Genomic DNA, 21,420 nt, shown 5'->3' with positions numbered 1-21,420 from the left:
CGATATTATTTTACATTTGCAGGCTCAGAGATTAGTTGGACTATTACTTAGTACGATAGTACGACTTACAAATAAAACGGAGAGGTGTCTGAGTGGTCGAAAGAGCACGCCTGGAAAGTGTGTATACGTCAAAAGCGTATCGAGGGTTCGAATCCCTCCCTCTCCGCAACTTCAAAATTCAAGTGATTGATAACAATCATTTGAGCTTTGTTTCTTCAACATTGCAAATTTCGGGCAATGCTTACTTTGCGACTTATCTGACAGTAATTACAATTGGCTTCATATATTCAAAAATTCCTGTCTATAGTCAGATGGCTTTGTATTCATTTCTTCTTTAAATTGCTTGTTAAAGTTAGACAGCGTTTTAAAGCCAGACTTTTCTGCAATTGTTGCAATGCTCAGATCAGTTTCTGTTAATAGCTTGCAGGCGTGCTTGATTCTAAGTTCACTAATGAATCTGGCGAAGTTTTTATTATTAACTGTGGTAAAATAACGACTGAATGAGGTTGATGTCATACATAGTAAATCAGCCAACTCATTTTGATGTATTTTTTTGCGGTAGTTTTTCAATATGTATTCGTACACCCTGCTCATTCTGTCAGTTTCATTTTCCTTGAATGGGTCGACATATTCATTGTGAGATATGTAATGATATTCTTTCGTCGAAGACAGCAGATTTAAAATTTTTAGGAGATGAATAAACGCATCTAACCCTTTTAGTTGTAAAAGCTCCTTCATCATTACTATAACCTTTTGCTTTACATCACCATAAAATTCTAACCCACGAGAAGATCGTTTAAAGAGCTTATTTAATTGCAGCATTTCCTCTTTCTTCATCAAATGTTCGCCAAGCAAACCTTCCTGCAGGTAAATTACTATTCCACTAATTTTCAAGGAACTGTTTCTTTCAAAATATGCCTCGTCGCTTCGCCACAAGTGCGGCAGATTAGAGCCTGTTAATATCAATTCATTTGGTCCAAATGATTTTATACTATCACCAATAAATCGTGTACCATTTCCTTCTAACGGAACAAACAGCTGGTATTCCGAATGCGAGTGCCAAACAGGGTCAAAATATTGATCTTCTAAGTATTTAACAATAAATACTTGTGAATCAGGTATGGGAGACTTGTGAACAGCTGCTTTCATAAGTTATTATTGACTTAAAAAAACATAAAACTAAATATTTAATGATAAAAAACAGTCAGAATTAGATAAAAAAGAAAAAGGTTTCATTACCATATTTGCTTTATACCTAATTCACCAATTAAGTAGAAACCTATTTAGCTCATTTTCATGAAAAAGTATTTGGTCCTGGCCGTGATTTGTCTGGCGGCTGTTATTAATTTAAAAGGTACGTTAATAAAAAGAGATCCTCCGCATAGATTGGAGATCTTGTTTCTGGGGCACACTGCCAACCATCACTTGTCTGAAAAACTGGCCGAGATCGTGCAGCAGTCTTTTTTTAAAGATGGCATCAATATTACCTATACCAACAACCCGGACGACCTTAATCAGGCCAACCTTTCAAAGTATGATGGATTAATGTTGTACGCGAATTACGATACTGTTTCCGCTTCGCAGGAGAGTGCTTTGCTGGATTTTGTAAAAAGTGGTAAGGGATTCATACCCATTCATTGTGCGTCTTTTTGTTTTCGCAATTCAGCAGAGTACGTTAAAATGGTAGGGGGGCAGTTCAGTACCCATAAAACGGACACTTTCACTACCGTGATTGTTGATAAGAAACACCAAATTATGAAAGGTATTGAACCGTTCAATACCTGGGATGAAACCTATGTGCATACTAAGATCAATAAGAATATACACGTGCTGACTGAACGCGTTGAAGGTAATCATCATGAACCTTATACCTGGATAAATAACTACGGCAAGGGGCGCGTGTTTTATACAGCTTACGGGCATGATGAGCATACCTGGAAAAATCCGGAATTCTTAAAACTGCTGGAAAACGGAACTATATGGGCAGTAGGCAAAAAAGCCGGGAAAGACCTCGATAAACTTTCAAAGCCTGACCCGGCTTATACAATTGCTGATATACCAAATTACGAAAACCGAAATCCGGCACCGAAGTTACAAGCACCGCTTTCGCCTGCGCAATCACAGCTTATAACTCAAATACCTGTTGGTTTCAAAATGGAATTATTTGCTTCAGAACCAGACATAGAAAAGCCTATTGCAATGGCTTGGGATGAGCGCGGTCGCCTTTGGATATTGGAGACGATTGATTATCCGAACACTATAATCAGCAACCCGGCTGAAGCCCATGACCGCATCAAAATTTGCGAAGACACCAATGGCGACGGCAAAGCTGATAAGTTTACCATTTTTGCTGACAAGCTTAATATTCCGACCAGCATCGTATTTGCCAATGGTGGCGTAATCATTGCACAGGCTCCTGATTTTATTTTTCTGAAGGATACAAACGGTGATGATAAAGCCGATGTTCGAGAAAAACTGATCTCGGGTTGGGGTAAGTTTGATACGCATGCGGGCCCGTCTAATCTGCATTATGGCTTTGACAACAAAATTTGGGGAACAGTTGGCTATTCAGGATTTAAAGGTGACGTTGGCGGGGAGCATTTCGACTTCTCACAGGCCGCGTATCGCTTTACACCCGATGGCAAACACATGGAGCACATGGGCGCAACCAGCAACAACACCTGGGGCTTAGGATTTTCAGAGAACAACGACGTGTTTATATCAACAGCCAACAATTCGCATAGTGACTACCTGGGTATGCCATTATCCTACATTAATAAGATTGGTATGCCGCCTATGACTTCTGTTTTAAAGATTGACGGTCATTATAACATGCACGTGGTCACCAAAAACTTAAGACAAGTAGATGTTCATGACGGTTTTACAGCTGCCGCCGGGCATAACCTTTATACCGCGCGCAATTTTCCACCAGAATACTGGAATCGTATAGCATTTGTGAATGAGCCTACCGGACGTGTAGTGCACCGGGCTATATTGGAACCGGACGGATCGGGCTTTAAAGAAAAAGACGGTTGGAACTTTTTAGCGAGTGCCGATGAATGGTTGGCCCCGGTGCAGTCTGAAGTTGGACCCGATGGCGCAATATGGGTGGCCGACTGGTACAACTTCATTATCCAGCACAACCCCACACCTAAAGGATTTGAAAACGGTAAGGGTAACGCTTATATCAACCCATTACGCGACCGCACACATGGCCGTATTTACCGGATAGTTTATGACAATGCAAAACCATCGACCGTTAAAAAGCTGGATAAAAACAATCCCGATCAATTGGTAGCGGCACTACAAAACGACAATATGTTTTGGCGAATGACCGCACAAAGGCTGATAGTGGAAGGGGGCTATAAGCAAGTAGCGCCAAAACTATATACACTAATCCAAAATAAAGACATGGATGCTATTGGCATTAACGCAGCCGCCATACATGCGTTATGGACGCTGAAAGGATTGGGTCTTCTGGATGGTTCAGACCAGCAAGCGATAACTGTGGTTGAAGAAGCCTTAAGGCACCCGTCAGCAGGTGTTAGGAAGGCGGCTTTGCAAGTATTGCCGTCTACCATAAAATCAATGTCAGCTATTCAAAATGCAGGGCTTTTAAATGATGTTAATTTGAACACCCGGTTGGCTGCCATTTTAGCTATCGCCGATATGCCACAGTCAGCTGCAATGGGTACAACCTTGCAGGCGATGCAGAAGGTTCCGCAGAACATGAATGATTACTGGATCAGCAGAGCTTTACAGGCGGCGATTGCAACCCATGTCAAAGGCGCAGCTGATGATATCAAAGCCGCCAATATTGCTGCAAATAACAGAGCACGGATGTCTAACGCCAGGCCAGATCAGATAGTTAAAATAAATGTGGTGCAAAATGCAATGAAGTTTGACACTAAAACTTTCACTGTCAAAGCTGGAAGTTTGGTTGAGATTGATTTTTCAAATCCTGATTTTATGCAGCACAACTTGCTGATCCTGCAAAAAGGGAGCTTGGAAAAAGTAGGTGCCGCCGCCGATAAACTGGCGCAAGATCCAAAAGGGTTAGAGCAAAATTACATTCCTAAAATGCCGGAAGTATTATGGTCGACCAAACTGATCGATCCGCAGGGAAAAACGATTTTAAAATTTCGTGTACCGGCTGATACGGGCGATTATCCTTTTATATGTTCGTTCCCCGGCCACTGGCGCATTATGAACGGATTAATGCATGTTGTAAAATAATCTGTTTAAATCATGGTCAGTAAAACTTTAACCAGGAGTGCAGAAAATCCTGCACCCGATATGAAGCTTTTTTATGCTTGCTTCATTTCTATTGTCACTACCGCTTTCGGGTTTATCTTGCGTGCTATCGTATTGCCTCAATGGGGACACGACTTCAATCTAACGCAAACACAGTTAGGCGAAATAGCCGGTGTAGGTCTATGGCCTTTTGCCATAAGTATTGTATTGTTCAGTTTAGTAATTGACAGTATTGGCTACAAAACGGCCATGTTCGTTGCTGTTTTTTGCCACATCGCTTCGGCATTGCTTACCATCTTTGCCACCGGCTACTGGATGCTTTATATCGGTTCCTTTATTTGTGCGATCGGTAACGGCACTGTTGAAGCTGTAGCTAATCCGGTAGTGGCTACTATGTTTCCCAGGGAGAAAATTAAATGGTTAAGCAGGCTTCATGCCGGTTGGGCAGGCGGCTTGGTATTAGGTGGCGTCATGGCACTTTTACTGGGCGCTCATACCCACTGGGAATACAAAATTGCACTTATATTAATCCCGACAACAGTTTACGCTTTAATGAGCATTTTCAGGAAATTTCCGTTAAATGAACGGGTGCAAGCTGGTGTATCGTATAAAGAAATGCTACAGGAGGTTGGTGCAGGCGGAGCGCTGATTATTGTCGCCTTAATTATCTTCCAATTAGGGGCAGTGTTTGGTTGGACAACTACAACTAATATCATCATAACCTTATTAATAACAGCGGGTTTTGGTTATTATACCCGCAGCTTCGGACAACCGTTATTTATTGTCTTGTTGTTGATCATGATACCACTTGCTACCACCGAGTTAGGCACTGATAGCTGGATTACTGACCTTATGGCGCCCGAAATGAATAAAATAGGTTTTCAGGCCGGATGGGTGTTAGTATATACGTCGGCCATTATGTTTGTACTGCGCTTTTTTGCCGGGCCGATATCTCACAGGTTGTCTTCGCCTGGATTATTAGCCATATGTTCTGCAATTGCAGGGATAGGTTTATATACCATGTCCTTTTCTGCCGGCAGCGTAATTCTCGTTGCTGCAACAATATATGGGCTGGGTAAATCCTTTTTTTGGCCAACTATGTTGGGCATGGTGTCTGAGCGCTTTCCAAAGGGTGGGGCATTAACATTGAATATTACCGGTGGTTTGGGTATGATAGCTGCCGGTGTAATTGGTGCGGGGATATTAGGCTTTATTCAGGACAAATCTGTAGACCAAAAAATAACAGCTTACGATCAGGCGCATCAAACAGCCATACATCGCACTTATGTAACTGAGCAAAGAACCAGTGTTTTTGGAGACTATAAAGCCCTTGATCAAACCAGGTTAGCCAAAGCAGATCCGGACGAACAGCTAACGGTCACTACTATTCGTAACACAGCTAAAAAAGAAGCATTACGCTACATTGTTATTTTCCCGTTAATCATGTTGGTAAGCTTTATGCTGCTTATCCTTTATTTCAGATCAAAGGGGGGCTATAAAGCGATAACATTAAATCAAACGGAAGAACCGGAAGCTACGCCATACTAAACAGAACAACATGTCACTACAAATAAAATTCGGCGTTAGCACCTGGCTATTTACTTCGCCATTTCAAACATCGTCGATAGAAGAACTATTTCCAAAAATTGCCAATATGGGTTTTGATGCGGTTGAAATAGCAGTAGAAGACCCGGCGCTGATAGATGGAGATGCAGTAAAAGCCGCGCTGCAAAAATATAAGCTAAAAGCCATCGTATGTGGTGCGTTTGGTCCTACCCGCGACCTTACCAACGACGATCCGGCAATTCATGACGTTTGCTTTAAATACATCAAAGACTGCCTGGATTTATGTGTTTTATGGGATACCGGATTCTTTGCTGGTCCGATGTATTCGGCAGTTGGCAAGGCGCGAATGTTGTCGCCCGCGCAACGCAAAGCAGAATGGCGCCTGGCTGTTAGCAATTTACGCAAAGTTTGTTTTATGGCACAAGAACGGGGCTTAGAGATAGCCTTAGAACCACTCAACCGTTTCGAATCAGATTTAGTGAATACAGCTTTTGATGTGCTTAGGTTGGTAGACGATATTGACCATCCGTGTGCTAAAGTGATCCTTGACGGTTTTCATATGAGCATTGAAGAACCAAACGTTGAAGGAGCCATCAGATTAGTTGGTGATAAACTGATCCATTTACAGGTTGCTGAGAATTACCGCGGGACTCCCGGCACAGGTCAAACCAACTGGGATGCTTACAAACGTGGTCTTGAAGCAATCAATTACAAAGGAACAGTATCTATTGAAAGCTTTACTCCAAACAATCAAGAACTGGCGCAAGCGGTTTGCATCTGGCACCCATTGGCTTTGAGCCAGGAAAAGTTTGCCATCGATGGCCTTGCATTTTTAAAACAATGGGCGCAATAGCCTAATACTTTATAGAACATGGAAAATAAAAAAATTAACGTTGCCATTGTAGGTTTAGGCTTCGGTGCCGAGTTTATACCCATTTATCAGCATCATCCTCATGCAAATATGTATGCTATTTGCCAGCGCGATCATAAAAAGCTGCACGAGGTAGGTGACGCTTTTGGTGTTGAAAAACGTTATTCAAATTATGACGAATTATTACGCGATCCCGAAATTGATGCGGTTCATATCAACACACCCATTCAAAGCCATGCAGAGCAATGTATCAAAGCATTACGGGCAGGTAAACATGTAGCCTGCACCGTGCCCATGGCTACCACTGTTGATGAATGTAGGCAGATTGTGGAAGCGGTAAAAGAAACCGGGCTGACTTATATGATGATGGAAACGGTCATCTATAGCCGTGAGTTTTTATTTATAAAAGAGTTATATGAAAACGGAGAGATGGGGCGTCTGCAATTTTTACGGGCCTCGCACCAACAAGAAATGGCAGGCTGGCCTGGCTATTGGGAGGGGCTGCCTCCCATGCATTATGCAACACATTGTGTAGGCCCGGTTTTGGCTTTAGCTAAGGCAGATGCCGAATATGTTTCATGTTTTGGTTCTGGCCGTATTGACGAAAACCTGATCAGCAAATACGGATCACCTTTTGCTATAGAAAGCTGCCATATCAAGTTCAAAGATTCTGACCTTGCGGCCGAGGTAACACGTTCGCTGTTTAACACGGCAAGGCAATACCGTGAAAGTTTTGATGTCTACGGCTCTAAAAAGACATTTGAATGGACGTTGATAGAACATGAACCATCAGTAATTCATACTGGCGAAACACCTGAAAAAGTAAGTATACCGGATTACGCGCATTTATTGCCTAAAGAGATACAAGCATTTACTACAGGTGGCGTTTACGATGCTAATAGTAATCAGCACCTGTCATTTATACAGGGGTCAGGTCACGGAGGTTCGCATCCGCATTTGGTGAATGAATTTGTATCGGCATTGGTAAATAAACGACAGCCTTTCCCTAATGCCAGGCAGTCTGCAAATATTACCTGCGTGGGCATTTTAGCGCATGAATCGGCGATGGATGGTGGCAAAAAAATAGATCTTCCTGATTTTACCTTAATTGATTAGTTGCCATGGAAAGAAGAGCGTTACTTAAAGGGATAGCTGCAGGTGTCTCGTCTTTATATCTATCAAAAAGTTATGCCGGCCAATTATTGAAAGCCCCCTATGCCACGCCCAGATTTGAACCCAGCTGGGATTCATTGACACAGTATCAGGTGCCCGATTGGTTCCGTGATGCCAAATTTGGCATGTGGGCACATTGGGGGCCGCAATGTCAACCCGAACGGGGCGATTGGTATGCCCGCGGCATGTACCAGGAAGGCAGCGATCAATATAAATACCACTGTCAAAAATATGGACATCCATCTAAGTTTGGTTTTAAAGACGTTATCAACGAGTGGAAGGCCGAAAACTGGAACCCCGAAGAACTCGTAGGCCTTTACAAGAAAGCCGGCGCGAAATACTTTATGGCACTGGCTAATCACCACGATAATTTTGACTTGTTTAACAGTAAATACCAAAGATGGAACTCCGTTCGGATGGGGCCGAAAAAAGACTTAGTGCGCGGTTGGGCCGAAGCAGCAAAGAAGCACGATCTGCCTTTCGGCGTCAGTATTCACGCGGCTCACACCTGGAGTTGGATGGAACCGTCGCAGCGGTCTGACAGAAACGGGCAGCTCGCTGGGATTCCTTATGATGGAAAGCTGACTAAAACGGATGGAAAAAACCAATGGTGGGAAGGCGAAGATCCGCAAGAACTTTACGCACAAAACCACCCATTAAGCAAAAATAGCCTGAATGATGGAACTATTCATAGCCAATGGAACTGGGGTAACGGTGTAACTCCACCGTCGAATGAATATTGCGAAAAGTTTTACAAACGCACCATCGAACTTATTGACAAATATGGGGTGGACATGCTTTATTTCGACGATACGGCTCTTCCTTTGTGGCCTGTCAACGATGCAGGTTTGCGTATCGCAGCGCACATGTATAATGTTAGTATTAAGAAACACGGAAAGCTAAATGCTGTAATCTTTGGTAAAATATTAAATGAGCAGCAACGAAAATGTATGGTGTGGGATATCGAACGAGGTCAAAGTAATCAAATTGAATCCTTTCCGTGGCAAACAGACACTTGTATCGGAGGGTGGCATTATGACCGCCGCACCTATGAAACCGGCCATTATAAAAGCGCTAAAACAATCATACAAACATTGGTTGATATCGTAAGTAAGAATGGGAATCTACTGCTTAACATCCCTGTTAGGGGCGACGGTACGATAGATGATAAAGAAAGAACCGTGGTAGAGGGCATTGCCGAATGGATGCAATTAAACAGCGAGAGCATATATGGAACCCGCCCCTGGAGCATTTTTGGCGAAGGTCCGGCTATGCAGTCGAGCACGCCACTTAGTGCGCAAGGTTTCAACGAAGGAAAAGGAAAGCAATTCGGAGCGGAAGATATACGCTTTGTAACAAAAGGCAAAGCCCTTTATGCCACAATGTTTGGATGGCCAACTAACGAAGCTACAATTAAGGCTTTAAATACTAACGTTGGCCGGGTAGAAAGAGTCACTTTACTGGCTAACCGCCAAAAGCTTGATTTTGAGCAGAATTCCGGCGGCCTCACCATCACTCTTCCTCAACAGCAGATTGGAAAGAGCGCATTTGTATTCAAAATTGAAGGTTCAATCGCGTGATTTATAAATATGGGATTAGTCTAAACCAATATGTACAAACAGCGGCCGGCAACGCAAACCGGAGTGTAAATATTGTTACCTCCGGCGCCACAAATATCTAAGTAACTATAAATGAGGCATGAGCCACCCTTATGGTTTTAAGCCAGCTGCTTAATTTGCTTGACGCCGGCTGCTTGCATGGTTAAATGGCCGTTGTAAATACCACCCGCTTCTACTAATAAAGTTGTAGCAGAGATATCGCCGGTTATTTTACCTGTACCTTTAATTTCAAGCGATTCCACTGCAATGTTACCCTGCACAGTTCCATAAACTACCATCTCTTTGGTATTTATATTGCCGGTTATAACACCTTGTTCGCCCAGGATCAGGCCTTCGCCTATTTCTACGTCGCCATTTACCTGGCCGTCGACACGTGCGACGTTAGGTGCAGTTAAATTACCGGCTACTACGCTGCCTTCGCTTATTAAAGTAGATATGGCCTGGAGGTCAAGCGCTACTTTATCTTTCTTAGAAAAAACACCCATTGTTTGGTTGTTTAGTTATTAAGGGTTAAAAATTTAACCGGGTTAACCGGCTTACCATCCTTGCGGACCTCATAGTGAAGGTGCGTCCCCGTTGAGCGGCCGGTTGAGCCAACCTCGCCAACTTTATCACCTACCGAAAGCTTTTGGCCAACATGTACAGTAATGCGGGATAAATGCCCGTATAAAGTTTCAAAGCCATTAGAGTGAGCCACACGTACACAATTACCGTAACCTCCAGCCCAGCCTGCAGACACTACACGGCCGTTTGCTGTGCAATGAGCGATATCGCCGCGGTTGCCTTTAAAGTCGATACCAGGGTGAAATTCTGCATGAGCTGAATTAAACGGGTCGCTTCTGAACCCGAAACTTGAGGTCATTGAACTAATGCGCGGATATCCCATGGGCGTAAACGCTACACTGTTAACCACATGGGTCAGGTAATCGTTGTAGGCCATGTAAATTTCTTTATCGGTAAGTTTATCATTAGCAGCATTGGCATCACCGCCAACCGACTTAGTTGAAAAGCCTTTCAGTCCACGCTTTCTCAAATAATCATTGATCTTTTTCAGCTTACTCTCTATAGCCTGGATATAACTTTGAGCAGAATTTTCTTCGGCTTGTTTTTGCAACTCGACAGGTATCTGGCCCTTAAGGTTTACGATCTGGGCAAGCAACAATTGCTTTTCCTGCTCTCGTTTTTGAATGCTGTTGCGCAGCAAAAATATCGATCCTACTAATAATGCTATTACCCCAACTAAACACATTGCATAATATTTCAAGTGTGCAATGTGTCGTGTACGTACTTGTATCGTTTTGGTACCCTGTTTGTTTTTACTTAAAATAACTATGGTACTAACGTCTTTTGGCTTAACTTTCATTTACACTTATAACAATAGGGGTTTGCAATTTATAAAAAGGCCCTAATAAAACAACATTAAATTTAAAACAAATTGCTGCCTGGATTGTATTGGCCTTTGTCAGCAAGATGTTATTATTACGAATTTTAAACCGTTAATGTTGCTGATTTAGTATTTTTGTTGTGTAATAAATTTGAAATAGACATACGTTATGATGTATCCCGAATATTTAGTTGCCCCCATGCGCGAAGAACTTACGCGCGTTGGTTTCCAGGAATTAAAAGACGCCGAAGCGGTAAAAAGCGCTATTGAGAGCGAAGGCACCGTGTTGGTAATGGTAAATTCTGTTTGCGGCTGTGCAGCTGCCAACGCGCGCCCCGCTGCGCGTATGGCCGCCCAAAATGGTAAGCATCCAGACAAATTGGTAACCGTTTTTGCAGGTATGGAAAAAGAAGCTGTTGACACTGCGCGTAATTACATGCTGCCTTATCCGCCATCGTCGCCGGCAATGGCTTTATTTAAAGACGGCAAATTAGTGCACATGATTGAGCGCCACCAAATTGAAGGCCGTCCTGCACAAATGATCGCTGATAACTTGATTGGCGCGTTTGATCAGTATTGCTAGTTAAGTGGTTTGAGTTTAGTTGATTAGAGATTGATCAACCTTTTTCAATATTAAAAGCCCGCTGCTACAGCGGGTTTTTTTTGTGGTATAGCGTAACAATTTTATACCTGCGCAGTCTTACCATTTTCAGCTAAAAACTGTTACTTTCGCTTAACAACTGATTGAATTATTCATATATGAAAACAAAAACATTAACCGGCCTGGTGGCCGCGATGGTTATTGCCGCAGGTAACATTGCTCCGGTAGTGGCCCAGGCGCCAAAAACCGAAAGCCCGGAAATGAAAATTTACCGCGCCACCACTACGCGCATTAATGACCTGGTTCATACCAAACTCGACGTACGTTTCGATTACAAAAAACGCTACCTGTATGGTAAAGAGTGGGTTACTTTAAGGCCGCACTTCTATTCAACCGACAGCCTGCGGTTGGACGCCAAGGGCATGGATATCAAAAATATATCCATTGTAAAAAATGGCAAAAACATCCCGCTTAAATATAAATATGAGGATAGTCTGAGCCTGGCCATCACGCTCGATAAAACATATCGCAATAACGAAAGCTATACGGTTTACATCGACTATACTTCAAAACCAAACGAGCTGCATGTAAAAGGTAGCGCCGCCATTAACGATGCTAAAGGTTTATACTTTATTAATCCTGACGGTATCGAAAAAGATAAACCAATCCAGATCTGGACACAAGGTGAAACGGAAAGTTCATCGTGCTGGTTCCCTACTATTGACAAGACCGAGCAAAAAACCACTGACGAAATAGCCATGACCGTACCCGCTAAATACGTTACGCTATCAAACGGCAGGCTGGCTTCGCAAAAAGTGAATGGCGACGGCACCCGTACCGATGTGTGGAAACAAGAATTGCCCCATTCGCCTTATTTGTTCATGATGGCTGTGGGCGATTTTAAGATATATAAAGACAAATGGCGCAATAAAGAGGTTAACTATTATCTGGAGCCAAAATACGCCCCGTATGCTAAAGAGATCTTTGGCCAGACACCAGAGCTGATTGAATTTTACTCAAAAACACTCGGTGTTGATTACCCATGGTATAAATACTCACAGATCGTGGTTCGCGATTATATCAGTGGTGCGATGGAAAATACATCGGCTACACTGCACGGCGAATATGTACAGTTAACTCACCGCGAGCTGATTGACGCCTATTATGACGCCGGGCGCAGCACTATTGCGCACGAGTTATTTCACCAATGGTTTGGCGACTTGGTTACTGCCGAAAGCTGGAGCAATTTGACCGTCAACGAGTCGTTTGCTGACTTTAGCGAGATGCTCTGGGCTGAGCACAAATACGGGCAGGATGAAGCCGATGCACACAGCTACACCGCCATGCAAAACTACCTGGCTAACCCGGCCAATAAAACAAAAGACCTGGTACGTTTTCACTATAATGACAAAGAGGACGTTTTTGATGCGGTTACGTACCAGAAGGGTGGCCGTATCCTCAACATGTTACGCAACTACCTGGGTAAAGACGCATTTTATAAAGGTTTAAACATTTACCTAAAAACCAATGCCTTTAAAGCCGGCGAAGCGCAGCAGTTGCGTTTAGCTTTAGAAGAAGCCAGCGGCCGCGACCTGAACTGGTTCTTTAATCAATGGTATTATGGCCATGGTAACCCTAAGTTGAAGATCAGTTATAAATGGGACGAAGCCGCTAAAAAGGAAACTGTTTACCTGGAACAAACTCAGGATGGCAATACCTTTATTTTACCGATGGCTATTGATATTTACGCCGGTAGCAAAAAGGTGCGTCATAACGTTTGGATGAATGACAAAGCCGATACACTAACCTTTGCATCAGCAGTAAAACCCGACCTGGTAAATGTTGACGGCGACAAAGTTTTACTGGCCGAAAAGCGCGATACGAAAACGCTGGATGAGTATGTGTTCCAGTATTTCAATGCCCCGCTTTACCTTGACCGTTATGAGGCGATAGACAAAGCTACCCCAGAGCAAGGTGATGCAGGAGCCCGCAAAGTAATGTTAGCGGCACTTAAAGACAAGTACTATGGCCTGCGCATTAAAGCTATTAAAGGTTTAAACATGAACAATGACGATGTGCGCAATGCTGCACAACCCGTCTTGTTATCGCTGGTGAAAAACGACCCCAATACTTTGGTGCGTGCCGCGGCTATTACTGTATTGGGGCAACTGAAAGCGTCGGGTATGTTGGCTACATTTAAAGAAGCACTGAAAAGCGAATCGTATGCGGTACAAGGTGCTGCCTTAACCGCTATAGCTTTACAAGAACCCCAAAGTGCTTTAACCCAGGCTAAAGCTTTCGAAAAAGATAACAAAGGCGCTTTAACTCTGGCCATAATTCACGTTTATGCAACTAACGGCAGCGATGCGGAATGGCCCTATGTTTACAAACAGTTTACCGACGCAGAGATTCAGGGTAAATTTCAAATGATACGGGAGTTTGCCGCCATGACCGGTGCTGTTAAAAGTTCGGTGTATGCGCAGCAAGGTATAAGTGCCATCAAAGAAACCGCCATTAAGTACAAAATGTATGGTGTTGCTACCCCCTTAATCGCGATGCTGCAGGATATCAAAATCAAACGCACGGCTTTAGGAGATACTACCTCAGCCAATGCTGTGGACAAAGCAGTGGAAGAGATTAATACTGCTAAATAGCACCATTTAGCAGTATTAGTAAAGGGAGGCAGTCTGGTCTCCCTTTTTTTTGTTGTATTTGTTTGCAATACCTGCAAAATGTGATATTATATTTTGATTTCAAAGCCCGAGCGCCGCAACTAATATTCATAGACTTGCTGCTCGCTGCCAATTTCGGCGAAATCAGATTTTCGGCCCAGTAGGGTGAATTTTTCGGCAATTATTTCAGTAATATGTCTTCCGATGTTTTGGCTGTCTGTAAATTTACGCGTGCCAAGTTTACCTTCTATATAAACTAATTGACCTTTTTTTAATAATCGCACTGCTGTTTCTGCAAGGCCCCGCCACAAAATAATGTGATGCCATTCTGTAACTTCTTCTTTTATTCCGTTTCTGATAAGCGTTTCTGACGTTGCCAGCGGGAATGAGGTGACTGCAGTTTCATTTTCTATTAGCCTAAGTTCGGGTGTCTTCCCCAGATGGCCAACCAAGATTACTTTATTGATGCCTGGCATAATTTTAAGTTAAGTGTGTAATTTTAAATCAAAAATTACCGGGCAATTAATTATAGCTACGAGGCACTTGATGATCAAGGGGTTAACATTTAATTGGAGAGGTTGTTTAACATGGTGACTCAAATGTGTATTTGTTGGCACACTCATGTGTAATTTGAACGCTGTTTGATAATGGAATATAAATGAAGCGCTAATGGCTATGTGAAGTCGAAGCCTAAAGGAGATTATGTCAGTTAATTAAGCATATTCAAACTGAAAATGAAAGATGAGCCTACGCCTTCCTGGCTTTCCACTTCTATCTGGCTATTATGATAACGGAGCATCTCTGAAACAAGATACAGCCCAATGCCAAAACCTGAAACCACCTGTATTTGCTCATTTTCAACCCGGTAAAAACGTTGAAATAGTTTTTTTTGCTCGGTTGCTCCTATACCCACCCCATGATCGGCTACCCTGATAGTTATTTTATCTGTTTGTGGAGTGCCGGTAATGGTGATGTCTCCACCTTTAGGTGAATACTTAATGGCGTTGGTAAGCAAATTCATCAATACCTGGCCAATCTTTTCGCGGTCGGCTTTTACCTTAACGCCGGTACAGTTGTTGAATTGAATATGATGAGCAGTAGTAAGAGCTTGCGCATCACTGGCAATTTCCTCTATGAGTGGTTGCAGCTCAAATATATTTTGCTGGAGCTGGATTTTGCCTTCTTCCAAACGAGCCAGATTTAAAAAATCCTGAATCATATGGCTCATTTTCCTGGTTTGTACATCGGCCCGCGTAAGTGCATTAATAATAAAAGCATCGCTGCTGCGCTTTTTGGCTTCTGCCAGTAAAATCTGGACATAAGAACGTATAGAAGTCAGCGGTGTTTTTAACTCGTGGCTCACCATGCCAATAAAATCATTTTTACGGCGCTCTTCCTGTTTCTTTTCGCTGATATCCCGCGCAATTTTAGAAGACCCGATGATTCTGCCTTGTGCATCTTTTACCGGTGAGATAGTCAAAGATACTTCTAGTATTTTTTTATTTTTTGTGATCCGTTGTGTCTCAAACTGTTCTATCCCTTCGCCGTTTTCTAACCTGGTCAATAGTTCTATTTCTTCTTGCTGTCGTTCGGGAGGCACAATCTTCATAATTGATTGGCCAATGAGCTCATCGGCAGTGTAGCCAAATGTTCTTTGCGCAGCATCATTCCAACTAATGATTATGCCCTCACGTGTCATGCTGATGATTGGATCATTGGACGATTCAACAACCGCTGCCAGTTTGCGGTTTTCGGCGCCGGCGTCCAAAAGGGCCTGGTTTTGCAATTCAATTTGGGTTAACATTTGGTTGAATGCATCAGTTAGCGAGCTAAGCTCTTCTTCGCTGGCCCTGGCTGCCCGTAACGAGTAATCATGCCCTTGTGATATGGAACGGGCAGTGTCTTCGAGTAAAAGAATAGGCTTGGCGATACGGCGTTTTAAAAGTACAGAAAGAAGGAAAGCTATTAATAAGACAATGGTAAACAGCAAACCAGCGGTAAACAGCAAATTGCCCAGTTGCGTATACATCTGGCCCAAATCTGATTTAATATACAACGTGCCCAGGCGGTCTGAACGCTGGGTTACTGGTTCATAACCTTCAAGGACGCCATTGGAAAAACGATAGCCATCCGGTTGCGGTTTAGCGGGTAATTGCAGTGCCGAAATAACCGTTGGATAAGTTGCAAACAGCCGGCCCTGATCATCATACAGGCAAGCTGCTACAATATGCGGGTTGCCTTTTAGGGCGCCGAGTATTTCCCGGGCATCCGACTGGCTGTCAAAGGCCAATGCCGCCGAGCTGTTGGAGGCGATAATGGCACCCAAAGTTGACAGATTGTCTTTAATCGTCCTCTTGTAGCTGAAATACTCAAACAAAAAGTAAGCGATGCTCATCAGTAGCAGTACTACCGTACAGGTGAACAAAATAGCGCTCATAATCTTATTTTGTATGGAACTGTCTTGAAATTTCATATCATTTTACTTTAGCTACCTGTAACAGTTTGGCGCTGATTTCCAATTTTGCTGCTTTAATGGCAGCCAGCTTAATTTCCATTTTTATACGGTTGTCCTCTTTAAAAAAGCGTATCATTCCACCCGAATTAACAAAGCTGTTTGCATCGCCTACTGTCAACGTGTTACGCCGGGCTAACGATAATATTGTTTTTAATTTGGCTGGAGCAAAAGTATTGACAAAAAGCAGCTGGCAGCCGCTGATATCCCCGCCATCGGGATAACGACGAATGATGATGTTATGACCTTCGGCCTGTTCGCCATTCACTAAATCGTCAAGGTAACTGCCAAAAGGATCGTTGCCGGCTATGCCTATAACAAAGGGAGCGTCGGGCGATGAGTAAGCTGAGGCAGGCCAATGGATAAAACGGGTAAAGTTAAACAGAAAAGCTGCCTTTATCTGATACTCCAACGGCGGTTTCCCTTGTGCCCGGGCAGCTGTAGTGCTTGCGTTTACCGCTTGCAATATCAAGCAAGCTATGAATATTCGTATAGTATATTTTTTCCCCGACATCAGAACGTTAATGCAATTTTACCATAAATATTACGTGGAATACGATTGGATGCAAATTCCACATGATTGGGATTGACAATGTTTTGCCCTACCACTGAGAATTCCAGTTTCCCCGGATGCCACGCCAGTCGGATATCCAGATTGGAATAAGCAGCTACGGCAGGCACGCCTGCGGCTATAGAAAGAGGGCGGCTGCTTACATAACGGCCGGTTAGGTCAAGTTGAAAATATTTTGAAAGGTCAAACATGGATTGCAGCAGGGCCTGATGCCTGGGGTCGGTGCCCTCAAATGTGGTATCAAAACTATGCCCCGGTTTGTCGCTGATGTTTTTATGGAAAAAGGTGTAGCCCCCGCGTAGCCTCCAGTTGTCAAATACCTGCCATAGCGCCGAAAGTTCAAAACCCTGCGAATTGCCTTTCATGCCGTTTTGTATAAGGTAAGTTTTGGTGTTAGGTACAACCTCTACACTATACAGATCGTCATAAATATTGTAAAATGCGGCTAATGATAGGGATACTTCCTGGCTGGTCTGCACCCGGTAGCCAAGCTCATAAGCAATTAGCTTTTCTGACACAAAATTTGGGCCTCCACCCACATTTTGGGTGCTTGGCGGAACAGGATAGGTAGGGATATGATAATCTACATCAATACGGCTTGGCGTACGTACAGCACGCGAAACAGCGGCCCAAACAGTTTGTTGCTGGGTGGGTGTCCATGTCAATCGTGCGCTGGGCTGCCATTCAAAGCCGGTATAAATATCATTAAGTAATTTTGTGCCCAGGGTTAATTTAAAAAGATCCGGCACCAGCTTAATTTCATCCTGAACAAAGAAATTATACAATTGCAAGTTTCGCCTGGCAGGCAAAAATCCTACAAAGGTCGTCGTGTTTTGAGAGTTGTCCTGCATTAACCTGTATTCGCCACCCCAAAGCAGGTCATTGCTTTTTCCGAGCCGAAAGTGATGTTGCAGATCTATGTCGTAGGTTTGTATTTGATCATTGATCGTGCTGGGCAGATCTCGCCGCCAGCTACGGTCATAATAAGCTTGTAATTGCAGGTCTGACTGGTTGGAAAAAATGTGCGCCCATTGTGCCATTACGTCCTGCTCATCAAAACTGCTCGGGCCAGGTTTGGTATGTTCTGTGCCACCTTCAAAGTTTGCCTGAAAAGAAATTTTATCCCGCCCGCCCGCATCGTAGTCCATTCGTAGTCCACCTTGGTTTAAATTCCAGTTATCCGCATTATCCTGACCATTGGCTTTAAGCGTTGGGTCCATGTCATTGCGCTGCAAATAAACGCGGTATTTAATGGAAGAGCCAATACGGCCACCATAACGGGTCGAGACCTGATCTCGTAAATAATTTCCGCCGGCAACCGACACATAAAGCCCCTGAGTGTCTTTAGCTTTTTTGGTAATGATATTGATTACGCCATTAACCGCATTAGCGCCCCAAAGCGTTGCGCCGGGGCCGCTGATTATTTCAATGCGGTCAATATCTTGCAGCGGCACGCTTTGTGCATCCCAGTAAACGCCGGCAAAAAGCGGGCTGTAAACTGTACGCCCGTCAATCATAACCAGCAGCTTATTTGAAAAAACGTTGTTAAACCCCCGGGCACTGATGACCCAGGCATATGAATTGTATTTTGCTACCTGCAAATTTGGAGAAAGAGACAGCGCCTCGGGCAAATTGGTCGCGCCCGAGCGGTAAATATCTTCCTGCGTAATTATTTGTAAAGCCGAGGCCGCCTCCGAAAGCTTCTCCGGTCTTTTTGAGACCGACGTTACCTCGATACTCATTAATTCTTCAAACGACATTTTTTTGATATTGGCAGGAGATAATCTGCTGGTATCAGATTGAGCGAGAATAGGGGAAAACCATAAGCTCAAACAAAAGCATAGCGAAGCGGTAAATAAAACCCGTTTAAAAAAATACATAAGACATGATCAGGCTGTTTATAAGTAAGTCAAACAAATTAGGAATAAATTAGTTTTTTTAAAATTATAATTGCGGCCCAATGACTACAATTTAAGCGTATTGCAAAGTAAAGTTTTGCCGCAAGTTTATATTGCATCGAGTCTGTTTTCCTCCGAATTTTTTTAGTTAATGAGTTTTTTTGTAGTTTAACACATCTGTTAATCAACAAATTGCCGCATCCTGAGTTAACAATAAACAGTTTCATATAATTGACCTTAATCGCATGGCTGCTTATTATATACCTTTTTACCGTAGGATACTTTCAAAGGACGGCGGCTTACTTAACCGGACACGATTACGCATTTTATTTGCTTGTATCACAACCTTTATTGCATTAACGGCTGTCCTTACGGTCTTTTATCTTATTAGCTCACGTAATTTGCTTTTATACCGTGTAGTGTTTTTTTTAAGTCTTTTTATCACTGCTTTGTTTCTCTTTCTGAGTAATAGGCCCTGGCATATGGTGGCTCATTTTTTTCTAACGGGTGTCACACTAATGATCTGGACAAATGTATTGTTGATTTATCAAAGCGTCCATGTGGTCAATATTCAATATTGCATGCTTGTAATCGCAGCAGGTTATTATATCCTGGGCTCAAAAAATGGCCTGCGATATGCAATTGCGGCCATTATTCCGGTGTTAGCTGATATTTCGTTTGACCATTATTTAAACCTGGATATTCCGTCAAGAATAGTCAACATCAATTATACGGCTTATGGAATTACAGTTTTTGTTAATTTCTCTTTGATACTGTATATACATAATCTCTTCTTTAAATCGCTAAACAAATTCAAAAAGCGCGAAGTCTTATTCAAACGAAATTTGGAACAGGCAGCAGAGAGTTTGCGCGAACAGGCGATGGCCAAAACTAACTTTTTAAATACCATGTCGCATGAAATCAGGACACCTCTGAATGCTATAGTAGGTATGAGTAATCTTTTGTCGTCAGATAACAAACTGCCTGAACAGGAAGAAAATATTCAGATATTGAATTTTTCTGCCGGAAACTTGATGGCGACAGTCAATGATATAATTGATTTTAATAATCTCGATAACGGCCAGATCCAACTACAACATGCTCCGTTCATACTTTTTGAAACTGTCGCAAATGTATGCGCGACATTCAGGGAACAAGCCGCGATGAAGCATTTAAGATTTGAATGCACTATAGACGAAAAGCTGAAAGATCGGACATTGAATGGCGATCAGTTACGACTTAGCCAGATCCTTTTTCATTTGATTGGCAATGCTGTTAAATTTACAACAGAGGGCTTTGTCAATGTTAAGGTGGCTTATGCTGCGGATACACCCCAAGGAGTTTTAGTGGCCTTTAAAATAGAAGACTCAGGAATCGGCATTTCAAAATCAAAACAGCAACAGATATTGACTCCTTTTAAAAAGAAACTACCCCGAACTCAACGTCAATATCAGGCGACGATTGGGATCACTGTTGCTTACCAGTTATTAAAACTTCATGGCAGCGACCTTAAAATAATGAGCAAGGAAGGTAAAGGGTCGTGTTTTAGTTTCGATGTTATTTATAACCTGGCCAATCAGCAAAAAGCTTTTAACGAAGATCCACTTGGTCCGATTGATGTCAATCTGTCAAACCTCAGGATACTTGTAGTTGATGATGAGCGGTTAAATCTGTTGGTTGTCAAAAAAACATTAGCAAAATGGAATGTTATTGCCGACGAAGCGACTAACGGAAAGGTGGCGTTAGAAATGTGTATTGAAAAAGATTATGATGTTATATTGATGGATATCAACATGCCTGTAATGGATGGATTTGAATCTGCAAAAGCTATAAAAGAAATAAAGAGGCAGAATTTTATTCCACCACAAATTATAGTATTGACGGCATCTATAGGCGCCGCGATAGGCGAAGTTTTAAAGTTTCCATATATTGATGATTGCATATTAAAACCCTTTAAACCGGATGAATTACGGGAGAAACTTAATAAACTGAATACCCCTTCATCATAGCCAGCCCGTTTCTTTTTTTGGTTAGCTACCGAAGTAATTGCTGCCCTCAAATGTGACTTGTTTATTACCAACTTATTCTGCAACTTTGCGCTGCTTATAGAGAAAGACGGAGGGATTAGACCCTGCGATGTCTTAGCAACCTGTAGCTTTACAAGGTGCTACATTCTACTCAGCCCGCAGCAAGGGAATGAGACAGATAAGTGAAAGTCAATTTACACCCGATTTTCGAAATAAGCTTATTAAAGATTACACAGATTGGTTTTTGATTGCACTGATTTTTGTCGGCGATA

15 protein-coding genes, 1 tRNA gene and 1 riboswitch are annotated in these 21,420 nt (G+C 42.8%); of the genes, 9 read left to right on the top strand and 7 right to left on the bottom strand.

Features of this window, described 5'->3' with window-relative positions; genetic code table 11:
- Positions 1–78: 78 nt before the first annotated feature.
- A tRNA-Ser gene (locus tag ABD772_RS14610) sits at positions 79–166 on the top strand.
- A 113-nt stretch (positions 167–279) separates the two neighbouring features.
- Here ABD772_RS14610 and ABD772_RS14605 read toward each other — a convergent pair.
- Positions 280–1,149, bottom strand: coding sequence for an AraC family transcriptional regulator (locus ABD772_RS14605; protein WP_345105954.1), 870 nt, complete (start codon positions 1,147–1,149; stop codon positions 280–282).
- 147 nt (positions 1,150–1,296) lie between these two features.
- Between ABD772_RS14605 and ABD772_RS14600 the strand changes: the two genes are divergently transcribed.
- Genes ABD772_RS14600 through ABD772_RS14580 form a run of 5 tightly spaced genes read left to right on the top strand, consistent with a single transcriptional unit; the run spans position 1,297 to position 9,444 of the window.
- A complete protein-coding gene (locus ABD772_RS14600) occupies positions 1,297–4,236 on the top strand; it encodes a PVC-type heme-binding CxxCH protein (RefSeq protein ID WP_345105952.1) in 2,940 nt (979 codons plus the stop codon).
- A 12-nt stretch (positions 4,237–4,248) separates the two neighbouring features.
- Positions 4,249–5,802, top strand: a complete 1,554-nt coding sequence (locus tag ABD772_RS14595) for an MFS transporter (RefSeq protein WP_345105949.1) — start codon at positions 4,249–4,251, stop codon at positions 5,800–5,802.
- A 10-nt stretch (positions 5,803–5,812) separates the two neighbouring features.
- Positions 5,813–6,673, top strand: a complete 861-nt coding sequence (locus ABD772_RS14590) for a sugar phosphate isomerase/epimerase family protein (RefSeq protein WP_345105946.1) — start codon at positions 5,813–5,815, stop codon at positions 6,671–6,673.
- An 18-nt stretch (positions 6,674–6,691) separates the two neighbouring features.
- Positions 6,692–7,807, top strand: coding sequence for a Gfo/Idh/MocA family protein (locus tag ABD772_RS14585; protein ID WP_345105943.1), 1,116 nt, complete (start codon positions 6,692–6,694; stop codon positions 7,805–7,807).
- 5 nt (positions 7,808–7,812) lie between these two features.
- The gene (locus tag ABD772_RS14580; RefSeq protein ID WP_345105941.1) at positions 7,813–9,444 is read left to right on the top strand and encodes an alpha-L-fucosidase; all 1,632 of its coding nucleotides are present in this window, start codon (positions 7,813–7,815) and stop codon (positions 9,442–9,444) included.
- Positions 9,445–9,581: 137 nt separating this feature from the next.
- Here the strand turns inward: ABD772_RS14580 and ABD772_RS14575 are convergent, their stop codons facing one another.
- Positions 9,582–9,968: a bactofilin family protein gene (locus ABD772_RS14575; RefSeq protein ID WP_345105938.1), complete on the bottom strand. Its 387-nt coding sequence runs from the start codon at positions 9,966–9,968 to the stop codon at positions 9,582–9,584.
- 11 nt (positions 9,969–9,979) lie between these two features.
- Positions 9,980–10,846 (bottom strand): peptidoglycan DD-metalloendopeptidase family protein, encoded by an 867-nt coding sequence (locus ABD772_RS14570; protein WP_345105935.1) that lies wholly within the window; start codon positions 10,844–10,846, stop codon positions 9,980–9,982.
- A gap of 193 nt (positions 10,847–11,039) precedes the next feature.
- Here ABD772_RS14570 and ABD772_RS14565 point away from each other — a divergent pair, with 193 nt between their 5' ends.
- Both ABD772_RS14565 and ABD772_RS14560 read left to right on the top strand, forming a co-directional pair.
- Positions 11,040–11,450, top strand: coding sequence for a BrxA/BrxB family bacilliredoxin (locus tag ABD772_RS14565; RefSeq protein ID WP_345105989.1), 411 nt, complete (start codon positions 11,040–11,042; stop codon positions 11,448–11,450).
- A 176-nt stretch (positions 11,451–11,626) separates the two neighbouring features.
- Entirely contained in the window at positions 11,627–14,122 is a 2,496-nt protein-coding gene (locus ABD772_RS14560) for a M1 family aminopeptidase (protein ID WP_345105931.1), read from the top strand.
- A gap of 119 nt (positions 14,123–14,241) precedes the next feature.
- Here ABD772_RS14560 and ABD772_RS14555 read toward each other — a convergent pair whose 3' ends face one another.
- The 4 genes from ABD772_RS14555 to ABD772_RS14540 all read right to left on the bottom strand — a co-directional run bounded on the left by ABD772_RS14555 (position 14,242) and on the right by ABD772_RS14540 (position 18,983).
- Positions 14,242–14,616: a single-stranded DNA-binding protein gene (locus ABD772_RS14555; RefSeq protein WP_345105928.1), complete on the bottom strand. Its 375-nt coding sequence runs from the start codon at positions 14,614–14,616 to the stop codon at positions 14,242–14,244.
- A gap of 233 nt (positions 14,617–14,849) precedes the next feature.
- Complete coding sequence (locus ABD772_RS14550; RefSeq protein WP_345105925.1) at positions 14,850–16,613, bottom strand: sensor histidine kinase, YfiR-like protein-associated; 1,764 nt, start codon at positions 16,611–16,613, stop codon at positions 14,850–14,852.
- 1 nt (position 16,614) lies between these two features.
- Positions 16,615–17,166 carry a TOL_0243 family YfiR-like periplasmic protein gene (locus ABD772_RS14545; RefSeq protein ID WP_345105923.1) on the bottom strand — a complete coding sequence of 184 codons (552 nt, stop codon included), beginning with the start codon at positions 17,164–17,166 and terminating at the stop codon, positions 16,615–16,617.
- Entirely contained in the window at positions 17,166–18,983 is a 1,818-nt protein-coding gene (locus ABD772_RS14540; protein WP_345105920.1) for a TOL_0244 family TonB-dependent receptor, read from the bottom strand. The genes ABD772_RS14545 and ABD772_RS14540 overlap by 1 nt, the downstream gene beginning before the upstream one ends.
- A gap of 719 nt (positions 18,984–19,702) precedes the next feature.
- Here ABD772_RS14540 and ABD772_RS14535 point away from each other — a divergent pair.
- On the top strand, positions 19,703–21,130 hold the full coding sequence (locus ABD772_RS14535) for a response regulator (RefSeq protein ID WP_345105917.1): 1,428 nt from the start codon (positions 19,703–19,705) through the stop codon (positions 21,128–21,130).
- A gap of 91 nt (positions 21,131–21,221) precedes the next feature.
- Positions 21,222–21,333, top strand: a riboswitch (SAM riboswitch).
- Positions 21,334–21,420: the final 87 nt, after the last annotated feature.

Source organism: Mucilaginibacter panaciglaebae (assembly GCF_039539265.1).
Classification (GTDB): domain Bacteria; phylum Bacteroidota; class Bacteroidia; order Sphingobacteriales; family Sphingobacteriaceae; genus Mucilaginibacter; species Mucilaginibacter panaciglaebae.
Note: the sequence above shows the minus strand (reverse complement) of the source record. Positions and strands in the feature narration are given on the sequence as shown.